This window comes from Nocardioides sp. Soil805 (assembly GCF_001429625.1).
Classification (GTDB): Bacteria; Actinomycetota; Actinomycetes; order Propionibacteriales; family Nocardioidaceae; genus Nocardioides.
In genome coordinates this window covers 1,678,930-1,697,596 of sequence record NZ_LMSU01000001.1, presented here as the reverse complement: position 1 = coordinate 1,697,596, position 18,667 = coordinate 1,678,930, and the positions used below count along the sequence as shown (strand labels likewise).

The 18,667-nt window shown below is 72.3% G+C and carries 19 protein-coding genes and 1 tRNA gene; 12 read left to right on the top strand and 8 right to left on the bottom strand.

Annotated elements, in window-relative coordinates; translation table 11 throughout:
• Nucleotides 1-96 precede the first annotated feature (96 nt).
• A complete protein-coding gene (locus ASG94_RS08355) occupies nt 97-1,368 on the top strand; it encodes an aspartate kinase (RefSeq protein ID WP_056925813.1) in 1,272 nt (423 codons plus the stop codon).
• A gap of 1 nt (nt 1,369) precedes the next feature.
• Nucleotides 1,370-2,419, top strand: coding sequence for an aspartate-semialdehyde dehydrogenase (locus tag ASG94_RS08350; protein ID WP_056925812.1), 1,050 nt, complete (start codon nt 1,370-1,372; stop codon nt 2,417-2,419).
• Between the two features lie 7 nt (nt 2,420-2,426).
• Here ASG94_RS08350 and ASG94_RS22155 read toward each other — a convergent pair whose 3' ends face one another.
• The 3 genes from ASG94_RS22155 to ASG94_RS08335 form a co-directional block, all read right to left on the bottom strand.
• Entirely contained in the window at nt 2,427-3,221 is a 795-nt protein-coding gene (locus tag ASG94_RS22155; RefSeq protein WP_056925811.1) for a hypothetical protein, read from the bottom strand.
• A gap of 195 nt (nt 3,222-3,416) precedes the next feature.
• Nucleotides 3,417-3,490, bottom strand: a tRNA-Pro gene (locus tag ASG94_RS08340).
• 101 nt (nt 3,491-3,591) lie between these two features.
• On the bottom strand, nt 3,592-4,536 hold the full coding sequence (locus tag ASG94_RS08335; protein ID WP_235537174.1) for a metallophosphoesterase: 945 nt from the start codon (nt 4,534-4,536) through the stop codon (nt 3,592-3,594).
• A gap of 25 nt (nt 4,537-4,561) precedes the next feature.
• Here ASG94_RS08335 and ASG94_RS08330 point away from each other — a divergent pair, with 25 nt between their 5' ends.
• Nucleotides 4,562-5,020 (top strand): GatB/YqeY domain-containing protein, encoded by a 459-nt coding sequence (locus ASG94_RS08330; protein WP_056925810.1) that lies wholly within the window; start codon nt 4,562-4,564, stop codon nt 5,018-5,020.
• A 21-nt stretch (nt 5,021-5,041) separates the two neighbouring features.
• On the opposite strand, the gene ASG94_RS08325 is transcribed toward ASG94_RS08330, so the two are convergent.
• Complete coding sequence (locus ASG94_RS08325) at nt 5,042-7,426, bottom strand: penicillin-binding protein (RefSeq protein WP_056925809.1); 2,385 nt, start codon at nt 7,424-7,426, stop codon at nt 5,042-5,044.
• 190 nt (nt 7,427-7,616) lie between these two features.
• Here ASG94_RS08325 and ASG94_RS08320 point away from each other — a divergent pair, with 190 nt between their 5' ends.
• Nucleotides 7,617-7,904 carry a WhiB family transcriptional regulator gene (locus ASG94_RS08320; protein WP_056926383.1) on the top strand — a complete coding sequence of 96 codons (288 nt, stop codon included), beginning with the start codon at nt 7,617-7,619 and terminating at the stop codon, nt 7,902-7,904.
• Between the two features lie 38 nt (nt 7,905-7,942).
• On the opposite strand, the gene ASG94_RS08315 is transcribed toward ASG94_RS08320, so the two are convergent.
• A complete protein-coding gene (locus tag ASG94_RS08315; RefSeq protein ID WP_056925808.1) occupies nt 7,943-9,136 on the bottom strand; it encodes an ArsA family ATPase in 1,194 nt (397 codons plus the stop codon).
• Nucleotides 9,133-10,170 (bottom strand): ArsA-related P-loop ATPase, encoded by a 1,038-nt coding sequence (locus tag ASG94_RS08310; protein ID WP_327152775.1) that lies wholly within the window; start codon nt 10,168-10,170, stop codon nt 9,133-9,135. Before ASG94_RS08310 ends, ASG94_RS08315 begins: the two co-directional genes overlap by 4 nt.
• Nucleotides 10,171-10,277: 107 nt before the next feature.
• Here ASG94_RS08310 and ASG94_RS08305 point away from each other — a divergent pair, with 107 nt between their 5' ends.
• The 3 genes from ASG94_RS08305 to ASG94_RS08295 are packed head-to-tail and all read left to right on the top strand — an operon-like array spanning nt 10,278 to nt 12,245.
• A complete protein-coding gene (locus ASG94_RS08305) occupies nt 10,278-11,081 on the top strand; it encodes a CoA transferase subunit A (protein WP_056925807.1) in 804 nt (267 codons plus the stop codon).
• A 5-nt stretch (nt 11,082-11,086) separates the two neighbouring features.
• The gene (locus ASG94_RS08300; RefSeq protein ID WP_056925806.1) at nt 11,087-11,755 is read left to right on the top strand and encodes a 3-oxoacid CoA-transferase subunit B; all 669 of its coding nucleotides are present in this window, start codon (nt 11,087-11,089) and stop codon (nt 11,753-11,755) included.
• A 1-nt stretch (nt 11,756) separates the two neighbouring features.
• Nucleotides 11,757-12,245, top strand: coding sequence for an XdhC family protein (locus ASG94_RS08295; RefSeq protein ID WP_056925805.1), 489 nt, complete (start codon nt 11,757-11,759; stop codon nt 12,243-12,245).
• Between the two features lie 137 nt (nt 12,246-12,382).
• Here the strand turns inward: ASG94_RS08295 and ASG94_RS08290 are convergent, their stop codons facing one another.
• The gene (locus tag ASG94_RS08290) at nt 12,383-13,783 is read right to left on the bottom strand and encodes an MFS transporter (RefSeq protein WP_156411461.1); all 1,401 of its coding nucleotides are present in this window, start codon (nt 13,781-13,783) and stop codon (nt 12,383-12,385) included.
• 103 nt (nt 13,784-13,886) lie between these two features.
• Here ASG94_RS08290 and ASG94_RS08285 point away from each other — a divergent pair, with 103 nt between their 5' ends.
• From ASG94_RS08285 to ASG94_RS08275, 3 genes are all read left to right on the top strand, one after another.
• Nucleotides 13,887-14,927, top strand: coding sequence for an LLM class flavin-dependent oxidoreductase (locus ASG94_RS08285; protein WP_056925804.1), 1,041 nt, complete (start codon nt 13,887-13,889; stop codon nt 14,925-14,927).
• A 101-nt stretch (nt 14,928-15,028) separates the two neighbouring features.
• On the top strand, nt 15,029-16,444 hold the full coding sequence (locus ASG94_RS08280) for a purine-cytosine permease family protein (protein ID WP_056925803.1): 1,416 nt from the start codon (nt 15,029-15,031) through the stop codon (nt 16,442-16,444).
• Nucleotides 16,445-16,509: 65 nt separating this feature from the next.
• Complete coding sequence (locus ASG94_RS08275) at nt 16,510-17,571, top strand: LLM class flavin-dependent oxidoreductase (RefSeq protein ID WP_056925802.1); 1,062 nt, start codon at nt 16,510-16,512, stop codon at nt 17,569-17,571.
• Between the two features lie 40 nt (nt 17,572-17,611).
• On the opposite strand, the gene ASG94_RS08270 is transcribed toward ASG94_RS08275, so the two are convergent.
• Complete coding sequence (locus ASG94_RS08270) at nt 17,612-18,007, bottom strand: low affinity iron permease family protein (RefSeq protein WP_056925801.1); 396 nt, start codon at nt 18,005-18,007, stop codon at nt 17,612-17,614.
• 38 nt (nt 18,008-18,045) lie between these two features.
• Between ASG94_RS08270 and ASG94_RS22150 the strand changes: the two genes are divergently transcribed.
• Nucleotides 18,046-18,201, top strand: a complete 156-nt coding sequence (locus ASG94_RS22150) for a hypothetical protein (RefSeq protein ID WP_200958034.1) — start codon at nt 18,046-18,048, stop codon at nt 18,199-18,201.
• Nucleotides 18,201-18,662: a RidA family protein gene (locus ASG94_RS08265; protein ID WP_056925800.1), complete on the top strand. Its 462-nt coding sequence runs from the start codon at nt 18,201-18,203 to the stop codon at nt 18,660-18,662. The genes ASG94_RS22150 and ASG94_RS08265 overlap by 1 nt, the downstream gene beginning before the upstream one ends.
• Nucleotides 18,663-18,667 lie beyond the last annotated feature (5 nt).

Here is an 18,667-nt window from a genome sequence, read left to right as displayed (position 1 = left end):
GCGGGTGCCGCGGCCGTGAGATGCGGCCGGGTGCCCCTGCGGAGCCCACGTAGACTCATGGCTGCTCGAGCCACCGACCATCGCAGGGGACCAACCGTGGGCATTGTCGTGCAGAAGTACGGCGGCTCCTCGCTCGCCGACGCCGACGCCATCAAGAGGGTCGCGCGGCGCATCGTGGAGAACAAGAAGGCCGGTCACGACGTCGTCGTGGCCGTCTCGGCGATGGGTGACACCACCGACGAGCTGCTCGACCTGGCCGAGCAGGTGAGTCCGCTCCCGCCCGCGCGCGAGATGGACATGCTGCTGACCGCCGGTGAGCGGATCTCGATGGCGCTGGTCGCGATGGCGATCTCCGACCTCGGGTTCACCGCCCGCTCCTTCACCGGCTCGCAGGCCGGCGTGATCACCGACTCGGTGCACGGCAAGGCCAAGATCATCGACATCACCCCCGGCCGCATCACCAGCGCGCTGGCCGACGGTCACATCGTGATCGTGGCCGGCTTCCAGGGCGTCAGCGCCGACACCAAGGAGATCACCACCCTGGGTCGTGGTGGCACCGACACCACTGCGGTGGCGCTGGCCGCCGCGCTCGAGGCCGACGTCTGCGAGATCTACACCGACGTCGACGGTGTCTTCACCGCCGACCCGCGCATCGTCCCGGCGGCGCGCAAGCTGGACCGTGTCTCCTACGAGGAGATGCTCGAGCTGGCCGCGTGCGGGGCCAAGATCCTGCACCTGCGGTGCGTGGAGTACGGCCGGCGCTACAACATCCCGATCCACGTCCGCTCGTCGTTCAGTCAGAAACAAGGCACCTGGGTCGTCGACGACGCAGGCGATGGAGGCACCATGGAACAGGCGATCATCTCCGGAGTCGCGCACGACCGGAGCGAGGCCAAGATCACCGTCGTCGGGGTCCCCGACAAGGTCGGCGAGGCCGCGCGCATCTTCGAGGCGCTGTCCGAGGCCGAGATCAACCTCGACATGATCGTGCAGAACGTGTCGGCCGCCGCGACCAGCCTGACCGACATCTCGTTCACCCTGCCCCGCACCGACGGCACGACCGCGATGAACGCGCTGGCCAAGATCCAGGCCGAGGTCGGCTACGACAAGCTGCTGTACGACGACAAGATCGGCAAGGTCTCGCTGATCGGTGCGGGGATGCGCTCGCACCCCGGCATCACCGCCAAGTTCTTCGCCTCCCTCGCCTCCGCGGGCGTCAACATCGAGATGATCTCCACCTCGGAGATCCGGATCTCGGTCGTCGTCGACGAGGCGGACGTCGACCAGGCGGTCCAGGCGACGCACACGGCGTTCGACCTCGACGCCACCGAGGTCGAGGCGGTCGTCTACGGCGGGACGGGCCGCTGAGATGGGCACCGGTATCCGTCTGGGCATCGTCGGCGCCACCGGCCAGGTCGGCGTGGCCGTCCGCGAGATCCTCCTCGAGCGGGGCTTCCCCCTCGAGGAGGTCCGCTTCTTCGCCTCCGCCCGCTCGGCCGGCACCGTGCTGCCGTTCGGGGACCGCGAGGTCACCGTCGAGGACGCCTCGACGGCCGACCCGGCGGGCCTCGACATCGCGATCTTCTCCGCCGGGGCGACGACCTCGCGGGCGCTCGCGCAGTCGTTCGTCGACGCCGGCGTGGTCGTGATCGACAACAGCTCGGCCTTCCGCAAGGACCCCGAGATCCCGCTGGTGGTCAGCGAGGTCAACCCCGGGGCCATCGACGCCGTGCTGGCCGCGGGCCGAGGCATCATCGCCAACCCCAACTGCACGACGATGGCCGCCATGCCGGTCCTCAAGCCGCTCCACGACGAGGCCGGGCTGCGGCGGCTGATCGTCTCGTCGTACCAGGCGGTGTCGGGCTCCGGCGTCGCCGGCGTCGACGAGCTGGCCGACGGCATCGCGGCGGCGGGGGACAAGGCCCGCGAGCTGGCCTACGACGGGGAGGCCGTGAGCTTCCCCGAGCCGGTCAAGTACGCCGAGACCATCGCCTACAACGTCCTCCCGCTGGCGGGCTCGATCGTCGACGACGGCCTCAACGAGACCGACGAGGAGCAGAAGCTCCGCCACGAGTCCCGCAAGATCCTGGGCCTGCCCGACCTCAAGGTCTCCGGGATCTGCGTCCGGGTGCCCGTCTTCACCGGTCACTCGCTGGCGGTCAACGCCGAGTTCGACCGGGCGATGACGCCCGACCGCGCGCGCGAGCTGCTCGCCGGTGCCCCCGGGGTCGAGCTGCGCGAGGTGCCGACACCGTTGCACGCCGCCGGCAGGGACCCGTCGTACGTCGGGCGGCTGCGGCAGGACCCGGGCGTCGACGGCGACCGCGGCCTGGCGCTCTTCATCAGCAACGACAACCTGCGCAAGGGCGCCGCCCTCAACACCGTGCAGATCGCCGAGCTGGTCGCCGCCTCACGCTGAGGAGCCGCTACTCCCGGTCGGCGCCCGCGTCGACCACGGTCTGCGTGACGCGCCACGACACCGCGTAGGCGACCACGGTCACCAGGACCACCGCCACGGCCCCCGACCACTCGTCGAGCGAGTCGACGAGGAACAGCATCGCCACCACGGCCAGCAGCGCGACGGCCAGGAAGCTGGTGCTGCCGGCGTCGTGGATGCCGAGGCCGCGCAGCAGCCAGCCGCCGAGGTAGGTCAACGCGATCAGGATCGCGAGCATCATCAGCAGGCCCGGTCCTCCTCCGCACGAGGCCGTGCCGGTCGCGACGTCGCACAGGCGCAGCGAGCCGTAGGTGAGCAGGACGGCGGCGAGACCGACCACCGCCCCGGCGAGCAGGACGGCCGGCAGTGCCGGGAGGCCGGGGAAGCCGAGGGCGCGTCGCTCCCGGGTCGGCTCGGGGGTGACCTCCGGCGCGTCCTCCCGGGTGTCGAGGGCGGCGCCACCGCGCGCGGCGGTCGGGCGGGCGGCCGGGGGCTCCGCCGGAGCGGTACGACGCTGCGGAGCCGCCGCTGGAGGCAGCACCTGGGTGGGACGGTCCTCGGGCTCGGGCTCGGGCTCGGGCTCGGGCTCCGGCTCCGGCTCCGGGGGCCGGCTCGGCACGAGCGGATCGATCTCGGGTGGCCCACCCGGTGCCTCGCCCGGGTCGGGGGTGGCGGGGACCTCGGACGGGGAGGAGTCGCCCCGGGGCGGGCGCTTCTTGCGGCCGAAGCCGAAGGAGGGGAGCTCCAGGGAGGGCTCGTCGCCCCCGTGGTCCTTGTCAGCCATGCGGCGAAGTGTGCCACGGGCGTTGCGGGCCGGTCCGCGACCAGCGCGGAGGATCGGACGCCGTGGGGCCGTCGGATCCTCCGCGCTGGCGGGGCGGTGCCGGAGTCGTGGCGGAGCGGTGCCGGACATGGAGCAGGGCCCGGTCCCACGGTGGTGGGTCCGGGCCCTGCTGATGTCCTCAGGACATCTGATCGGTCGGGCTGACAGGATTTGAACCTGCGGCCTCCTCGTCCCGAACGAGGCGCGCTACCAAGCTGCGCCACAGCCCGATCCGCTCCGAACCGGTGACCGGCTGCGAAGCACGGCGAGCATACCCGAGCGGTCGGACGCCTCCGAAATCGGGATCGGAGGGGGAGACGGAGCCGGGGTCTCAGGCCGGTCCGGGACGCGGCGTGAGGGTCATCAGCGTCGCCTCGGGTCGGCAGGCGACGCGGAAGCGGACGTAGGGGTTCGTGCCGAGTCCTGCCGAGACGTGCAGCCACGACGACCCCGGGTCGCCGGGGCGGGAGTCGGCCGGGTGGCGGTGCAGGCCCTTGGCTCGCGCCCGGTCGAGGTCGCAGTTGGTGGTCAGGGCGCCGTACCCCGGCAGGCACACCTGGCCACCGTGCGTGTGGCCGGCGATCACGGCGTCGTACCCGTCGGCGGCGAACTGGTCGAGGACGCGCAGGTACGGCGCGTGGGTGATCGCCAGGCGCACGTCGGCACCGGGGTCGGCCGGCCCGGCCACGGCGCCGAGGTCGTCGTAGTCCAGGTGCGGGTCGTCGACCCCCGCGAGGGCGAAGGTCGTGTCGCCGACGGTGAGCGAGCCGAGCTCGTTGCGCAGGTGCAGCCAGCCGGCGTCGACGAGCCCCCTGCGCAGGTCGCGCCACGGCAGCTGGGGCGTGTGGGTGTTGCGCTGCCCGGTGTCCGGCAGGAGGTAGCGGGCGGGGTTGCGCCAGCCGGGGGAGTAGTAGTCGTTGGACCCGAAGACCGAGACGCCCGGACGGTCGAGCAGACCGCCCAGCGCGTCCAGCACCACCGGGACCGACCGCATGTGCGCCAGGTTGTCTCCGGTGTCGACGACCAGGTCGGGCTCGAGGTCGGCGAGGCCACGCAGCCACTCCTGCTTGGCGTGCTGGTCGGGGGCCATGTGGATGTCGCTGAGGTGCAGCACCCGCAGCGGCCGGTGCCCGGCGGGGAGCAGCGGGACGCTCACCTCACGCAGCGTGTACTGGCGGGCCTCCCACGCGGCGTACGTCGCGAGCGCGGTCCCGGCCACGGCGCCCGCGGGCAGGGCGACGCCGAGCGTGCGACGGACCAAGGGGAGGAGGGGCACGCCGCAAGGCTGCCACAATGGCCCCATGAGCTCCCTCAAGGACCGCCTGCGCACCGACCTGACCGCCTCGATCAAGGCACGCGACGAGGTGCGCTCCTCCACGCTGCGGATGGTCCTGACGGCCATCACGAACGCCGAGGTGGCCGGCAAGGAGCAGCGCGAGCTCACCGACGACGACATCATCGGCGTGCTCTCCACCGAGGCCAAGAAGCGCCGCGAGGCCGCGGTCGCCTTCGAGGAGGGCAACCGGCCCGAGATGGCGGCCAAGGAGGCCGCCGAGGGCGAGGTGATCGCCGGCTACCTGCCCGAGCAGCTCTCGGCCACCGAGATCGCCGACCTCGTCACCTCGGCCATCGCCCAGACCGGCGCGGCCGGTGAGGGCATGCGGGCCATGGGCAAGGTGATGGGCGTCGTGAGCCCGCAGGTCAAGGGCCGTGCGGACGGTGGTGCGGTCGCCGCGGAGGTACGACGCCAGCTCGGCTGACGCGTCCGGCGGTCCGGGCGGTCAGCGGTTGCCGTTGCCGTTCCCGTTCCCGTTGCCGTTGCCCTGGCCGGGGTTGCCGCCACCGCCACCGCCGCCGTTGCCGCCACCGCCGCTCGGCTGGGGCGGCGGCGGGACGTAGCCGGTGGACGGGTAGATGACCACGGTGTCGCCGCTGCTCAGCGAGGTGCCGCCGCCGGGGGAGGTGTAGGCGACCAGGCCCTCGGGCACCTCGGAGTTGACGGCGCCGCCGACGCTGACGACGAAGCCCGCCGCCTCGAGGGCCTGCGTCGCTGCCGGCTGGTCCATGCCGCTGACGTCGGGCACGGCGGTGAGCACGCCGGCGATCTGGTCGCCGGAGGGGGTGGTGAAGTCGGTGTAGTCGAGCTTGGGTGAGACGGCGGCCATGGCGTCGCCCCAGATGGGGCCGGCGGTCGTGGAGCCGAACGCCTCGCTGATGTAGCTGCCGCCCACGACCTGCCCGTTGAGGGTCACCCAGTTGCCGAGCGGGTCCGCGCCGGCGACCATCGCCGCGGCGGCGATCTCCGGGGTGTAGCCCGCGAACCACACGGCCATGTTGGAGTTGTTGGTACCGGTCTTGCCGGCCGAGGGCTTGTCGATGGCGATGTTCTGACCGAAGCCGCCCGGCTCCATGACTCCGCGCAGCACGTCGTTGACGGCGTCGGCGGTCGCCCCGGGCATGACCTGCTCGCAGGTCTTCGGGTAGTCCTTGACCAGGTTGCCGTTGGCGTCGTTGATCGAGGTGACCGGCAGCGAGTCGCAGTGGATGCCCCGGGCGCCGAAGGTGGCGTAGGCCTCGGCCATGGTCAGCGGGTTGGAGTCGGAGACGCCCAGGATCCACGAGGGGACCTTCTGGCTCTCGGGCAGCGTGATGCCCATCTGCTCGGCCAGCTCGATCGGCTCGCACATCCCGGTGCGCTGCTCGAGCTGGGCGAAGAAGGTGTTCACCGAGTTCTGCGTGCCGGTGTAGAGGTTGAACGTCCCCGAGCCGGTGGAGTTGGACACCGGCCACGAGCCGCTTCCGGCGTACGGTCCGTCGCACGTCTCGAAGCTGCTGTCCGGGAGCTCGAGGCTGTCCGGCGACGGGATCGAGGTGCTGAGCGGGATGCCCTGGTTGATGGCGGCGGCGAGGACGAACACCTTGAACGTCGAGCCGGCCTGGAAGCCGTTGGCGTCGCCGTACTTCCGCGGGACGACGTAGTTGAGGTAGGTCTGGCCGTTGGCCTTGTCCTTGCCCATCGGACGCGACTGGGCCAGCGCCTTCACGTAGCCGGTGCCGGGCTCCACCATGGCCAGGCCGCCGATCGCCTGGTCGGTCGGGTCGACGTGCGCCGAGACGGCCTGGTCGGCGGCCTTCTGGAAGTCGAGGTCCAGCGTGGTCCGGATCGTCAGGCCGCCGGACTGCAGCAGGCGCCGGCGGTCCTTGGCGGTCTCGCCGAGGGACTCGTCCTTCATCAGGTAGTTGACGGCGTAGTCGCAGAAGAACGGCGCCTGGGACTGCTGGCAGCCGTTGGGCGAGCGCTCGATCTTGAGGCCGAGCTTGCGCTCCTTGAGCTTGTCGGCCTTGGCGCGGTCGAGGACGCCGAGCTGGGCCATCCGGTCGAGGACCACGTTGCGCCGGTTGAGGGCCCGCTCGGGGGAGTTGGTGGGGTCGTAGCCCGTGGGGTTCTTGACCAGCCCGGCCAGCAGCGCGGACTGCACGTAGTTGAGGTTCTTGGCGTTCTTGGAGAAGTAGTGGCGAGCGGCCGACTGGACGCCGTACGCCCCGTCGCCGAAGTAGGCGATGTTGAGGTACCGCTCGAGGATCCAGTCCTTGGAGTAGTTCTTCTCGAAGGCGATCGCGTAGCGCAGCTCGCGGATCTTGCGGGCGTAGGTGTCGTCGGTGGCGGCGGCCGCCTCCTTCTTGGTCTCCGCCTGGTTCAGCAGGGTCTGCTTGACCATCTGCTGGGTGATCGACGACCCCCCCTGCACCGAGCCGCTGGCCTGGTTGGTGACGAAGGCGCGCAGCGTGCCTCGGATGTCCAGGGCGCCGTGGTCGTAGTAGCGGTAGTCCTCGATCCCCACGATCGACTGCACCATCTTGCGCGAGATCTGGCTCAGCGGGACGTTGATGCGGTTCTGGTCGTAGAGCGAGGCGATGAGGTTGCCGTTGACGTCGTAGATGCGCGTCTTCTGGGCGAGCTCCTTGGCCTCGAGCTCCGACGGGAGGTTGACCATGCCCTTGCTGACGTCCTTGGTCGCGACCCCGAGGACCCCCGCGAACGGGATGGCCAGGCCGGCGACGAGGACACCGACGATGACCGAGACGACGGCCATCACGGCGAGGTGCGAGGCCACGGTCCGGGCGGTCGAGCGACCCTGGTCGCGGGAGGAGGAGGGCGAGGACATGGGCCCCAATGTACGGGAGGGGACTAGCACACCCCCAGTTCGCGCGAGCGAGGAGTAGTCACAAAGGACCATGTGATTTGAGCCAAGTGGTGCCTATCTCAACCTCTCACTGGTACATACCTTTGAGCCCGGGTCGTGAATGGTCGCTATGGGGGCGACCATCGCAGGCCCACAGATTGTGGGGATCGACATGTGGGTTGAGGACTGGGCGCCGCGAGCGGCTTGCAAGCAGGACACCCCGGACGCGCTCTTCGTGCGCGGCGCGGAGCAGAACAAGGCCAAGCAGGTGTGCGCCGGGTGCCCCGTGCGCACCGAGTGCCTCGCCGAGGCGCTGGACAACCAGATCGAGTGGGGCGTCTGGGGCGGGATGACCGAGCGTGAGCGCCGGGCCCTCCTGCGTCGCCGCCCGACCGCCTCGTGGCGCACCGTGCTGGAGACCGCGCGTCTCGAGCACGTCAAGGTCGTCGCCACCGTCTGAGGCGGGACCCGGCGGCCCTGCGGCGGCCCTGCGTCGGCTCAGCCGGCCCGGTCGACACGGTCGGTCACCGTGCCGGCCAGCAGGTCGCCGATGCGGCGCAGGCCCTCGAGGTCGTGCACGTCGGTCGCCATCGCCGGCACGACCGTGGTCGCCACCTCGGGGTGGGCGGTCGCCCAGCGCTCGCGCAGGTGCGCCTCCCGCTCCACCATCCGCACCCGGTCGGCGTGCAGGCGCAGCAGCCCTGCGGTCGTCGACCCCTCGGACGTGCGGGACAGGCGGTCCGCGGCGGCCACGGCCTCGTCGGCCGAGAGGTCGGTGCGAGCGGCGGGACTGGCCCGGTTGACGACCAGCCCGGCCAGGGGCATCTCGTCCTCGGTGAGGCGCTCGACGAAGTACGACGCCTCGCGCAGCGCGTCCGGCTCGGGCGCGGCGATGACCAGGAACGCCGTACCCGGCGCCTGCAGCAGCGAGAAGGTGGTCTCCGCCCGCTGGCGGAACCCGCCGAAGAGGGTGTCGAACGCCGCGACGAAGGTCTGCATGTCGCGCAGCACCTGCGCGCCCAGGATCTTGGTGAGGGCGTTGGTCACCAGCCCCAGGCCCGCGGTCATCAACCGCGCCGGGCCCTTGGCCGGCGCGAGCAGCAGCCGGATGAAGCGTCCGTCGAGGAAGCTGGAGAGCCGTTCGGGTGCGTCGAGGAAGTCCAGCGCCGAGCGGCTCGGCGGGGTGTCCACGACGATCAAGTCGTAGGTGCCCTCCGCCTGGGCCTGGCGGTGGACCTGGCCGAGCTTCTCCATCGCCATGTACTCCTGGGTGCCGGAGAACGAGCTCGACAGCGCGATGTAGAACGGGTTGTCCAGGATGGCCCGCGCCTTCTCCGGGGTGGCCTGGCTGAGCACCACCTCGTCGAAGGTGCGCTTCATGTCCAGCATCATCGCGTCGAGGGAGCCGGGTCCGACGCCCACCACGGGCCGCGGGGTGTTGTCCAGGGTCTCGATGCCCATCGACTGCGCGAGGCGCCGGGCCGGGTCGATGGTGAGCACGACGACCCTGCGGCCCCGCTCGGCGGCGCGCAGGGCCAGGGCCGCGCTCGTCGTCGTCTTGCCCACGCCGCCCGACCCGCAGCACACGATGATCCCGGTGCCGGGGTCGTCGATCAGGGCGTCGACGTCGAGGCGGGGGGCGCGGTCGGCGGTCGCGGCCAGCGGGCCGACGCGGGGGCGGCTGCGGGTCATGCGAGTCCCTGCTCCCTCATCCGTGCGGCCAGCTCGTAGAGCCCGCCGAGGTCGATCCCCCCGGGCATCCGGGGCAGCTCGTACGACGGCACGTCCAGCGCCTCGACGACCTCGCGCTGCGAGTCCTCCAGCCCCCGGCGGGCCGCGTGGTCCCGGGCCTCCTCGAGCAGCGAGTCGACCAGCTCGTGGGAGACCTCGACGCCGGCGCGGGACAGGTCCGCGGCGACGGCCTCGCGGTCCAGGGTGCCGGCCCGCGCGGCCGCGAGGTCGGCGGGCCCCAGGTCGCGGGGCCGGACCATGTTGATGACGACGCCGCCGACGGGGAGCCGGGCCTCGCGGAGGTCGGCGATGCCGTCGACGGTCTCGGTCACCGGCATCTCCTCCAGCACCGTGACGAGGTGGACCACCGTGCGGGGGGAGCGGAAGAGCGTCATCACCGTGTCGGCCTGGGCCTTGATGGGACCGACCTTGGCCAGGCCGGCGAGCTCGCCGTTCACGTTCAGGAACTGGGTGATCCGGCCGGTCGGCGGGGCGTCGAGGACCACGGCGTCGTACACGGTCGCGGACTTGTTGCGGGCGTTGCGCTGCACGGCCTCGTAGACCTTGCCGGTGAGCAGCACGTCGCGGACACCGGGCGCGATGGTGGTGGCGAAGTCGATGATGCCGAACCGGTCGAGCGCCTTCCCGGCGCGCCCGAGCTTGTAGTACATCGAGAGGTACTCCAGCAGCGCCGACTCGGGGTCGATGTGCAGCGCGTTGACGGCCCCCGGGGCGACGTCGCCCAGCGGCAGGCCGCGAGCGATGCGGCGCTCCTCGTAGGGCAGCGGCTCGACGTCGAACATCCGGGCGATCCCCTGGCGGCCCTCGACCTCGCAGAGCAGCACGTTCTTGCCGGTGCTCGCCAGCGCCAGCGCCAGCGCGGCCGCCACCGTGGACTTGCCGGTCCCGCCCTTGCCCGTGACGACGTGCAGGTCGACCCCGCGCCAGTCGCTGCGCCGGTTGCCGGCCGGGGCTCCACCGTGGACTGGGGACACGTCGCCGAGCCTAGTGTGTGGGTGGCAGCCATCGGCCGCCTCCGTGGGAGTGACTAGCATCGCACCGAGCCCGGCGGGGATCGCCGGGGGAGGACAAGGAGAGGGCGATGGACAAGGTCGTCGAGAGCGCCGCGGCAGCGGTGGCGGACATCCCCGACGGAGCGACGCTGTCGGTCGGCGGGTTCGGGTTGTGCGGGATCCCGTCGGTGCTGATCGAGGCGCTGCTGGAGGCCGGCACCACGGACCTGGAGGCGGTGTCCAACAACTGCGGCGTCGACGACTGGGGCCTGGGTCGGCTGCTCATGGACCACCGGCTGCGGCGGATGGTGGCGTCGTACGTCGGGGAGAACAAGGAGTTCGCCCGGCAGTACCTCTCCGGCGAGCTGGAGGTCGAGCTCACCCCGCAGGGCACGCTGGCCGAGCGGATGCGGGCCGGTGGCTCCGGCATCCCGGCGTTCTTCACCGCGACCGGTGTCGGCACGCAGGTCGCCGAGGGCGGGCTGCCGTGGAAGTACGACGACGCCGGCAACGTGGTCGTCGCCTCTCCGGCCAAGCAGACCCAGGTCTTCCCCACGGCCGAGGGCGACAAGGAGTACGTCCTCGAGCACGCGATCGTCGCCGACTTCGGCCTGGTGCGCGCCTGGAAGGGCGACCGCCACGGCAACCTGGTCTTCCGGGACTCCGCGCGCAACTTCAACCCGCTGGCCGCGATGTGCGGGCGGGTCACCATCGCGGAGGTGGAGGAGCTCGTCGAGCCCGGCGAGCTGGACCCCAACGAGATCCACACCCCCGGCGTCTACGTGCAGCGCGTGGTCGCGCTGACGCCGGAGCAGGCCGCGGACAAGCGGATCGAGAAGCGCACCGTGCAGCCCGCGTCCGAGGCTGTCCAGGAACAGAACCCGGGAGGCTGAGAAGCATGGGATGGACGCGTGAGGAGATGGCCGCACGGGCGGCCTCGGAGCTGGTCGACGGCTCGTACGTCAACCTCGGGATCGGGCTGCCGACGCTGGTGCCCAACTACGTCGCCGACGACGTCGAGCTGGTGCTGCAGTCGGAGAACGGCATCCTCGGGGTGGGGCCCTACCCCACCGAGGACGGGGTCGACCCCGACCTGATCAACGCGGGCAAGGAGACGGTCACCCTGCGGCGCGGGGCGTCCTTCTTCGACTCCGCGACGTCGTTCGGGATGATCCGCGGCGGCAAGATCGACGCCGCGATCCTGGGCGCCATGCAGGTCTCGGCGGTCGGCGACATCGCCAACTGGATGATCCCCGGCAAGATGGTCAAGGGCATGGGCGGCGCGATGGACCTGGTCCACGGCGCCAAGCGGGTGATCGTGCTGATGGAGCACACCGCCAAGGACGGCGGGCTCAAGATCGTCGAGGAGTGCTCGCTGCCCTACACCGGCAAGCGGGTGGTGCAGCGGATCATCACCGACCTGTGCGTGATCGACGTGATCGACCCGGCCACCGGCGAGGTCGCCCCCTCGGGGACGCTCGGCGAGCGGGCGCTCAGGCTCGTCGAGCTCGCCCCCGGCGTCACCGAGGACGAGGTCCGCGAGAAGACCGAGCCCGAGCTGGTGTGAGATGACGAGCCGCGAGCAGCCCTGGTCCGACGCACCGTCCGAGGACCCGGCTGCTCGCGGCCGCGTCGTCGTGCTCAGTCGCAACCCGATCTCCGAGGCCATCGAGGTGATCGCCTCGGCGGTCGGCCGCGAGGTCGTGGTGGTGGCCGAGGACGAGGAGGGACGCGGGGTCGCGCTCGTCGCGGCCCTCGCCCTGCGGGCCGGGGACGCGGTGGTGCTGTGCGACCACGACGCCCCGGACGCGCCCCGGGTGCTGCGTGACGCGTTGGCGTCGCCGGCGTCGTACGTCGCGATGATGGCCAGCCGCCGTCGCGCCGAGGGCCTGCTCGCCGACCTCGCGGGGGAGGGCGTGCCGGGCCTCGAGCGCCTCCACGTGCCCGCCGGGCTCGACACCGGGGGCAAGGCGCCGGGCGAGATCGCCCTGTCCGTGGTCGCCGAGATCGTGGCGGAGGGCCACGGGCGCTCGGGCGGACCGCTGCGGCGTCGCTAGCCGGCGGGTGCCTTCGGTCTGCGCGTCGCTGCCCAGAGTGGCGGGACGTCGCAGGAATCTCCTGTGATCCGGCGCAATCCGCCGCCACCCTGGCCGGGGTGGCGTGCGATGTGCCGCCACCCTGGCGGTCGGACCGTCTAGGCCCGGGTGCGCGCCGCGGCGGCGACGCCCAGGGCCGCGATCATCCCGCCCAGCACGAACACCGCCAGGAACGGGTCGGTGCCGGCTCGCTCGGAGGCGGCGAACACGACGCCCGAGACCGACAGCGCCAGCGCGGCGCCGAGCGAGTCGGCGATGGTCAGCGCCGAGGAGTTGAAGCCGCGGTCGCGGTCGCTGGAGACGGCGAGCATCGCCACGCTGGTGCGCGGGTAGCCGAAGCCCATGCCGGCTCCCGCGAGGACGTACGACGCCCCGGTGACGAGGGCGGGCAGGTGCAGCTCCACGGACACGGCGAGCGCGCCGACCCCGGCGAGCACGAGCGCGGTCCCGACCCGCATGGCGGTGACGTCGGAGACCCGGCCGCCGAGGCGGGCCTGCGCCTGGCTGGCGCTGGCCCAGGTGATGCCGACGAAGGTCAGCGCGATGCCCGCGCGGCCCGGCGAGAGGCCCCACTGCTCCTGCAGGACGTAGACGATGTAGGCCTCCGCGCAGAAGAAGGAGGCGCTGAGCAGCCCGCGGGTGGCGATCACCGACGGCAGCCCGCGGCGGCCGACGAGCGTGCCGACGGGCAGCAGCCGACGGAGCGAGACGACCACCAGGACCAGTGCGACGACCGCCCCGGCCGCGAGCAGCGGCGTACCGGGCTCGGAGCCCAACAGCTCCAGGGCGAGGACGGCGACGGCAGCGACCCCGGCCCACGCGAGGCTGCCGCGGGGTGCGCCGGCGCCGGAGGGATCGCCACCGTCCGCCACGTCCGGGCGGTGGCCCGAGCGGAGCGCGGGGGCGATGAGCAGGGCGGCGGCCGCGACGAGCAGCACCGCACCCCCGAAGACCCACCGCCAGCCGAGCGCGTCGGCCACGAGCGCGGCGAGCGCGGGTCCGAACAGGGCCGGCAGCACCCACGCGGCGGCGAAGCTGGCGAACACCGCGGGGCGCAGCGCCGGCGGGAAGACGATGCCCACCAGGACGTAGAGGCCGACGGTGAGCGCCCCGCCGCCCAGGCCCTGGAGGACCCGGCCCGCGAGCAGCACCTCCATCGTGGGCGCCGCCGCGCAGACCAGGAGGCCGGCGGAGAAGAGCACCATCGCCACCACCAGCGGCAGGGCCGGCCCGCGCCGGTCGCTCCACGTGCCGGCCGCGACGGTGCCGAGCACCCCGCAGGCCAGCGGCGCGGCGAAGGTGAGCGCGTACAGCGACTCACCGTCCAGGGCCCGCGCCACGGTCGGCATGACGGTCGTGACCGCCATCGCCTCGAAGGCCACGAAGGCGATCAGCGCGAACATGCCGATCGTCGTGGCGGCGTACGTCGGGGAGAGCAGCCGCTCCCGCGGCGCCCGTCCCGTGGTGCTGTCGCCCGTCGTCCCCGTCACTGTCGTCACGATCGCAGACGCTAGGACCTCACGTGCACTCGAGATCAAGCCGGCGTGACCGGCACGACGCCGCGGCGACGGAATAGTGACGTGGTGAGGGCGTTGCCCTGAGGTGACCTTCCCTGCTCTCTCCGTCCTCGACCTCGTGCCCGTCCGCAGCGACCAGGGGACCGGCGACGCGCTCGCCGCCTCGCGGTCGCTGGCCCGCACCGCCGACGCCGCCGGCTACACCCGCTACTGGGTGGCCGAGCACCACAACATGCCGGCGGTGGCGGCCACCAACCCGCCGGTGCTCATCGCGATGCTGGCCGCGGCCACCGAGCGCATCCGGGTGGGGTCCGGCGGCGTGATGCTGCCCAACCACGAGCCGCTGGTCGTCGCCGAGCAGTTCGCGCTCCTGGAGGCGGCGTACCCGGGTCGCATCGACCTCGGCATCGGCCGGGCCCCCGGGACGGACCCGCTGACCCGCTACGTCCTGCGGGGCGGCTCCTCGGCCGCCGCCGACGAGGCCGTGACGCGGTTCCCCGAGTACGTCGACGACATCATCACGCTGATGCACCCCGACGGCGTCGAGATGTCGGTCGGCGGCCGGCGCCAGCCGCTGCGGGCGACCCCGCGCGCGGCGTCGGTGCCGACCGTGTGGCTGCTCGGGTCGTCGGACTACTCGGCCCGGCTGGCCGCGTCGCGAGGGCTGCCGTACGTCTTCGCCCACCACTTCGCCGGCCAGGGCACGGCCGAGGCCATCGAGCTGTACCGCTCGTCGTACCAGCCCTCCGAGCAGCACCCGGAGCCGCGCACCTTCCTCACCGTCAACGCGGCCGTCGCGGAGACCGCCGAGGAGGCCCGCCGGCTCGCGCTGCCCCAGGTGCTGCAGATGGTGGCCCTGCGCACCGGCGCCCCGCTGACCGCGCAGCGGCTGGTCGAGGAGGCCGAGACGACGCCGGTGCCCGAGGCGCACCAGGGCATGGTCGAGGCGATGCTGACCCGCTGGGTCGTCGACGAGCCCGTCGCCGCGCGTCGGCGGGTGGAGGAGCTCGCCACGGAGTTCGGCGTCGACGAGGTGATGGTCCACCCGGTGACCTCGGCGTTCGCCGGGACCGCTGCCTCCGCGTCGCCCGCCCGCGAGGAGACGCTCCGGCTCCTGGCCGCCTGAGGCGTCTGTCTCGGATACGAGAGGGTGTGGCGGGCTCGGGGGTGTCGCGGGCAGGTAGGACGGGGCTGTGATGGGGAGCACGCCCTGACAGGAGGCCCCCCATGAGCACCGTCCCGAGCACCGCCACCACACCGACCGCGGCACCGGAGTCCTCGCGCGTCGAGCGCCGGACCATCGACGTCATCCCGCCGGAGGAGCGCCACGGGACGCCGTTCAGCCAGTTCACGCTCTGGATGGGCGCGAACCTCCAGATCACCGCCATCGTCGACGGCGCCCTCGCGGTGGTCTTCGGCGCCGACGCCCTCTGGGCGATCGTCGGGCTGCTGGTCGGCAATCTGCTCGGTGGGGTGGTGATGGCGCTGCACTCCGCCCAGGGTCCGCGCCTGGGCCTGCCCCAGATGATCTCCAGCCGGGCGCAGTTCGGGGTCTACGGCGCGATCGTGCCGCTGGTCCTGGTGATCGTGATGTACCTCGGGTTCACCGCCACCGGGACGGTGCTGGCGGGCCAGGCCATCAACGAGCTGCTCGGCGTCGACGCCGCCTGGGTGGGGATCGTCTGCTTCGTTGCGATCGTCGCCGTCATCGCGATCGTGGGCTACCGCTGGATCCACGCCGTGGGTCGCGTCGCCAGCGTGCTGGGGGTCCTGGGCCTCGCCTACCTCGCCGTGGAGCTGGTCCGCCGGCACGACGTCTCCGCGGCCCTGGCCGGTCCGCAGTTCGACGTCGTCACCTTCCTGCTCGCCGTCTCGCTGGCGGCCGGGTGGCAGCTCACCTACGGCCCGTACGTCGCGGACTACTCGCGGTACCTGCCGGCCGAGACCTCGCCGCGCGCGGTCTTCCGCTGGACCTATGCCGGCAGCGTGATCGGCTCGCAGCTGTCGATGACCTTCGGCGCCGTCGTGGCCGCCGTCGCGGGCGACGCCTTCCTGACCAACCAGGTCGGCTGGCTCGGCGGTCTCGCCTCCACGGCGCTCGTCGCCGGGCTGGTCTACGCGCTGATCGTCGTCGGCAAGCTGACCGTCACCTGCCTCAACGCCTACGGCAGCTTCATGTGCGCGGCCACGATCGTCACGGCCGTCACGGGGCGCCGGACGATGGGCAGCAACGCCCGCGCGGCGTTCGTGCTGGCCATGCTGGCCGCGTCGATGGGGATCGCGATCTGGGCGAGCGCGGACTTCCTCGACAACTTCAAGAACTTCGTGCTGCTCCTGCTGATGGTCTTCACGCCGTGGTCGGCCATCAACCTCACCGACTACTACCTGGTCTCGCGCGAGCGGGTCGACCTGCCCGCGCTCTACGACCCGCGCGGACGGTACGGCGCGTGGAACGGCGTCGCCCTCACGACGTACGCCCTCGGCGTGCTGGTCCAGGTGCCCTTCCTCGCCCAGGCGCTCTACACCGGCCCGGTCACCGACGCCCTGGGTGGCGCGGACATCTCCTGGCTCGTCGGCCTCGTGGTGCCGGCGGTCGTCTACTACGTCTGGGCCCGGCGGGACCCGCGGGCGCCTGCTGCCTGACGATCCGGCCGGCGTCGTACGGTTAGTCTAGTGAAGAACTAGACATATCGAACGAAGGGCGACCCATGACGCAGGAGTTCCTCTGGTACATCCCCAACCAGGTCGAGCCCGGCCACCGGGGCGACGACGCGGGCGAGGGCCACAACAGCCTCGACCGGCTCGTCGAGCTGGCAACGCTGGTCGAGGACCACGGGTGGGGCGGCGCGCTGCTCGGCACCGGCTGGGGGAGGCCGGACACGTTCACCGTGGGCACCGCGCTCGCGGCCCGGACGACGAGCTTCCAGCCGCTGGTGGCGATCCGCCCCGGCTACTGGCGACCGGCCAACTTCGCCTCCGCCGCGAGCACGCTCGACGAGCTGTCGGGCGGACGGCTGCTGGTCAACATCGTCTCGGGGCAGGACTCGCTGGCGGCGTACGGCGACACCGAGGGCGACCAGGCGCAGCGCTACGCGCGGACCCGGGAGTTCATGCACCTCGTGCGCCGGCTGTGGACCGAGGAGGACGTGACCTTCGAGGGCGAGCACTTCGCGGTGACCGGGTCGACCGTCGCCACCCGCCCGGTCGTGCGGGGCGACCGGCGCCACCCGCGGCTCTACTTCGGGGGAGCGTCGGAGGCGGCGCAGCGCGTGGCCGCGGCCGAGGCGGACGTGCAGCTGTTCTGGGGCGAGCCGCTGGAGGGCGTCGCCGAGCGCATCGCGCACCTGCGCGAGCTCAGCGAGGAGGTGGACCGTCAGCACGCGCCGCTCGAGTTCGGGCTGCGGATCACCACGCTCGTCCGCGACACCACCGACGAGGCCTGGGCCCACGCCGAGGCCAAGGTCGCGAGGATGGCGGACGGGGTCGGGGTCACCCCGGTCGACCAGCGCCGCTCCGGCGCGGTCGGGCAGCAGCGGCTGCTCGACCTCGCACAGCGCGGCGACGTGCTGGACGAGTGCCTCTACACGGCTCCGGGACGGTACGGCGGCGGCGGGGCCGGCACCACCTGGCTGGTCGGCTCCGCGGGTGACGTGGCCAAGGCGCTGCGGAGGTACCAGGATCTCGGCGTCACGCACTTCATCCTGTCGGACACGCCGTACCGCGACGAGATCGTCCGCGTCGGCGATCAGCTGCTGCCGCTCGTCCGCTGACCTGCGCACTCGCAGGAGCGGCACGGACCGGTGCTGCTCCTCAGTGCCGTTCCTCGAGGCCGACCGCCTCGCGCAGCTTCTCCACCGAATCGCGCAGCTCGTCGGAGTCGCGGGCGTGGTGGCTCATCAGGTCGGACAGCGCCTCGGCGATGACGTTGAGCTTCTCCTGTGCCGCCTCCTCGCTGCGGCGGCCCGCGTTCTCGAGCAGGACCAGGAGCAGCAGCGACAGGATCGACGATCCGGTGTGGAGGGCGAGCTCCCACTTGGTCGTGCTGGCCCACAGCGGCTTGCTCACCGCCCACGCGACCAGGGCCACCAGGATCACCCCGAAGAACGGCGCGCGGCTCACCGTCTGGTTCGCCGCGTCGACGAACCTCTCGAAGGGATTGGGCCGCTCGTCCTTGCGGCGGTCCTCGGCGGCGTCGTTTCGCTCCATGACCGGAGGCTAGTGCGTGCCCGAGTAGGGTGCCGGGCATGACGAACTGGGAATACCAGGTGGCGCCGATCCCGCTCCACAACGAGGCCCTGATGCTCAACAACTTCGGCCAGGACGGCTGGGAGCTGGTGGCCATCCACACCAACGCCCAGGGTGGCCTGGTGGCCTTCCTCAAGCGTCCCAAGGGCGCCTGATGGGGGCCGAGGCGCGCCTGGCCGAGCTGGGCATCACCGTCCCCGACGTGGTCCCGCCGGTCGCGGCCTACCAGCCGACGGCCCGCACCGGGAACCTCGTCTTCACCGCCGGCCAGCTGCCGGCCCGCGACGGCGAGATGATCGCCGTCGGCAAGGTCGGTGAGGCGGTCACCGAGGAGCAGGGCTACGAGTGCGCCCGGCAGTGCGCGCTCAACGCGCTGGCCGCGATCAAGGCCGAGATCGGCTCGCTCGACGACATCGTGCGGGTCGTCAAGGCGGTCGTCTTCGTCGCCTCGACGCCGGACTTCACCGGCCAGCCCAAGGTCGCCAACGGTGCCTCCGAGCTGCTCGGAGAGGTCTTCGGCGAGGCCGGCAAGCACGCCCGCTCCGCCGTCGGCGTACCCGTGCTGCCGCTCGACGTCCCCGTCGAGGTGGAGCTCGTCGTCGAGGTCAGGTCCTGACCTCG

Coding starts and splice junctions, on each gene's coding strand:
- ASG94_RS08265 (WP_056925800.1), top strand. CDS start 18,201: ATGGGGGCCGAGGCGCGCCTGGCCGAGCTGGGCATCACCGTCCCCGAC.
- ASG94_RS08350 (WP_056925812.1), top strand. CDS start 1,370: ATGGGCACCGGTATCCGTCTGGGCATCGTCGGCGCCACCGGCCAGGTC.
- ASG94_RS08295 (WP_056925805.1), top strand. CDS start 11,757: ATGACGAGCCGCGAGCAGCCCTGGTCCGACGCACCGTCCGAGGACCCG.
- ASG94_RS08270 (WP_056925801.1), bottom strand. CDS start 18,007: ATGGAGCGAAACGACGCCGCCGAGGACCGCCGCAAGGACGAGCGGCCC.
- ASG94_RS08305 (WP_056925807.1), top strand. CDS start 10,278: ATGGACAAGGTCGTCGAGAGCGCCGCGGCAGCGGTGGCGGACATCCCC.
- ASG94_RS08300 (WP_056925806.1), top strand. CDS start 11,087: ATGGGATGGACGCGTGAGGAGATGGCCGCACGGGCGGCCTCGGAGCTG.
- ASG94_RS22150 (WP_200958034.1), top strand. CDS start 18,046: ATGACGAACTGGGAATACCAGGTGGCGCCGATCCCGCTCCACAACGAG.
- ASG94_RS22155 (WP_056925811.1), bottom strand. CDS start 3,221: ATGGCTGACAAGGACCACGGGGGCGACGAGCCCTCCCTGGAGCTCCCC.
- ASG94_RS08320 (WP_056926383.1), top strand. CDS start 7,617: ATGTGGGTTGAGGACTGGGCGCCGCGAGCGGCTTGCAAGCAGGACACC.
- ASG94_RS08315 (WP_056925808.1), bottom strand. CDS start 9,136: ATGACCCGCAGCCGCCCCCGCGTCGGCCCGCTGGCCGCGACCGCCGAC.
- ASG94_RS08330 (WP_056925810.1), top strand. CDS start 4,562: ATGAGCTCCCTCAAGGACCGCCTGCGCACCGACCTGACCGCCTCGATC.
- ASG94_RS08275 (WP_056925802.1), top strand. CDS start 16,510: ATGACGCAGGAGTTCCTCTGGTACATCCCCAACCAGGTCGAGCCCGGC.
- ASG94_RS08280 (WP_056925803.1), top strand. CDS start 15,029: ATGAGCACCGTCCCGAGCACCGCCACCACACCGACCGCGGCACCGGAG.
- ASG94_RS08325 (WP_056925809.1), bottom strand. CDS start 7,426: ATGTCCTCGCCCTCCTCCTCCCGCGACCAGGGTCGCTCGACCGCCCGG.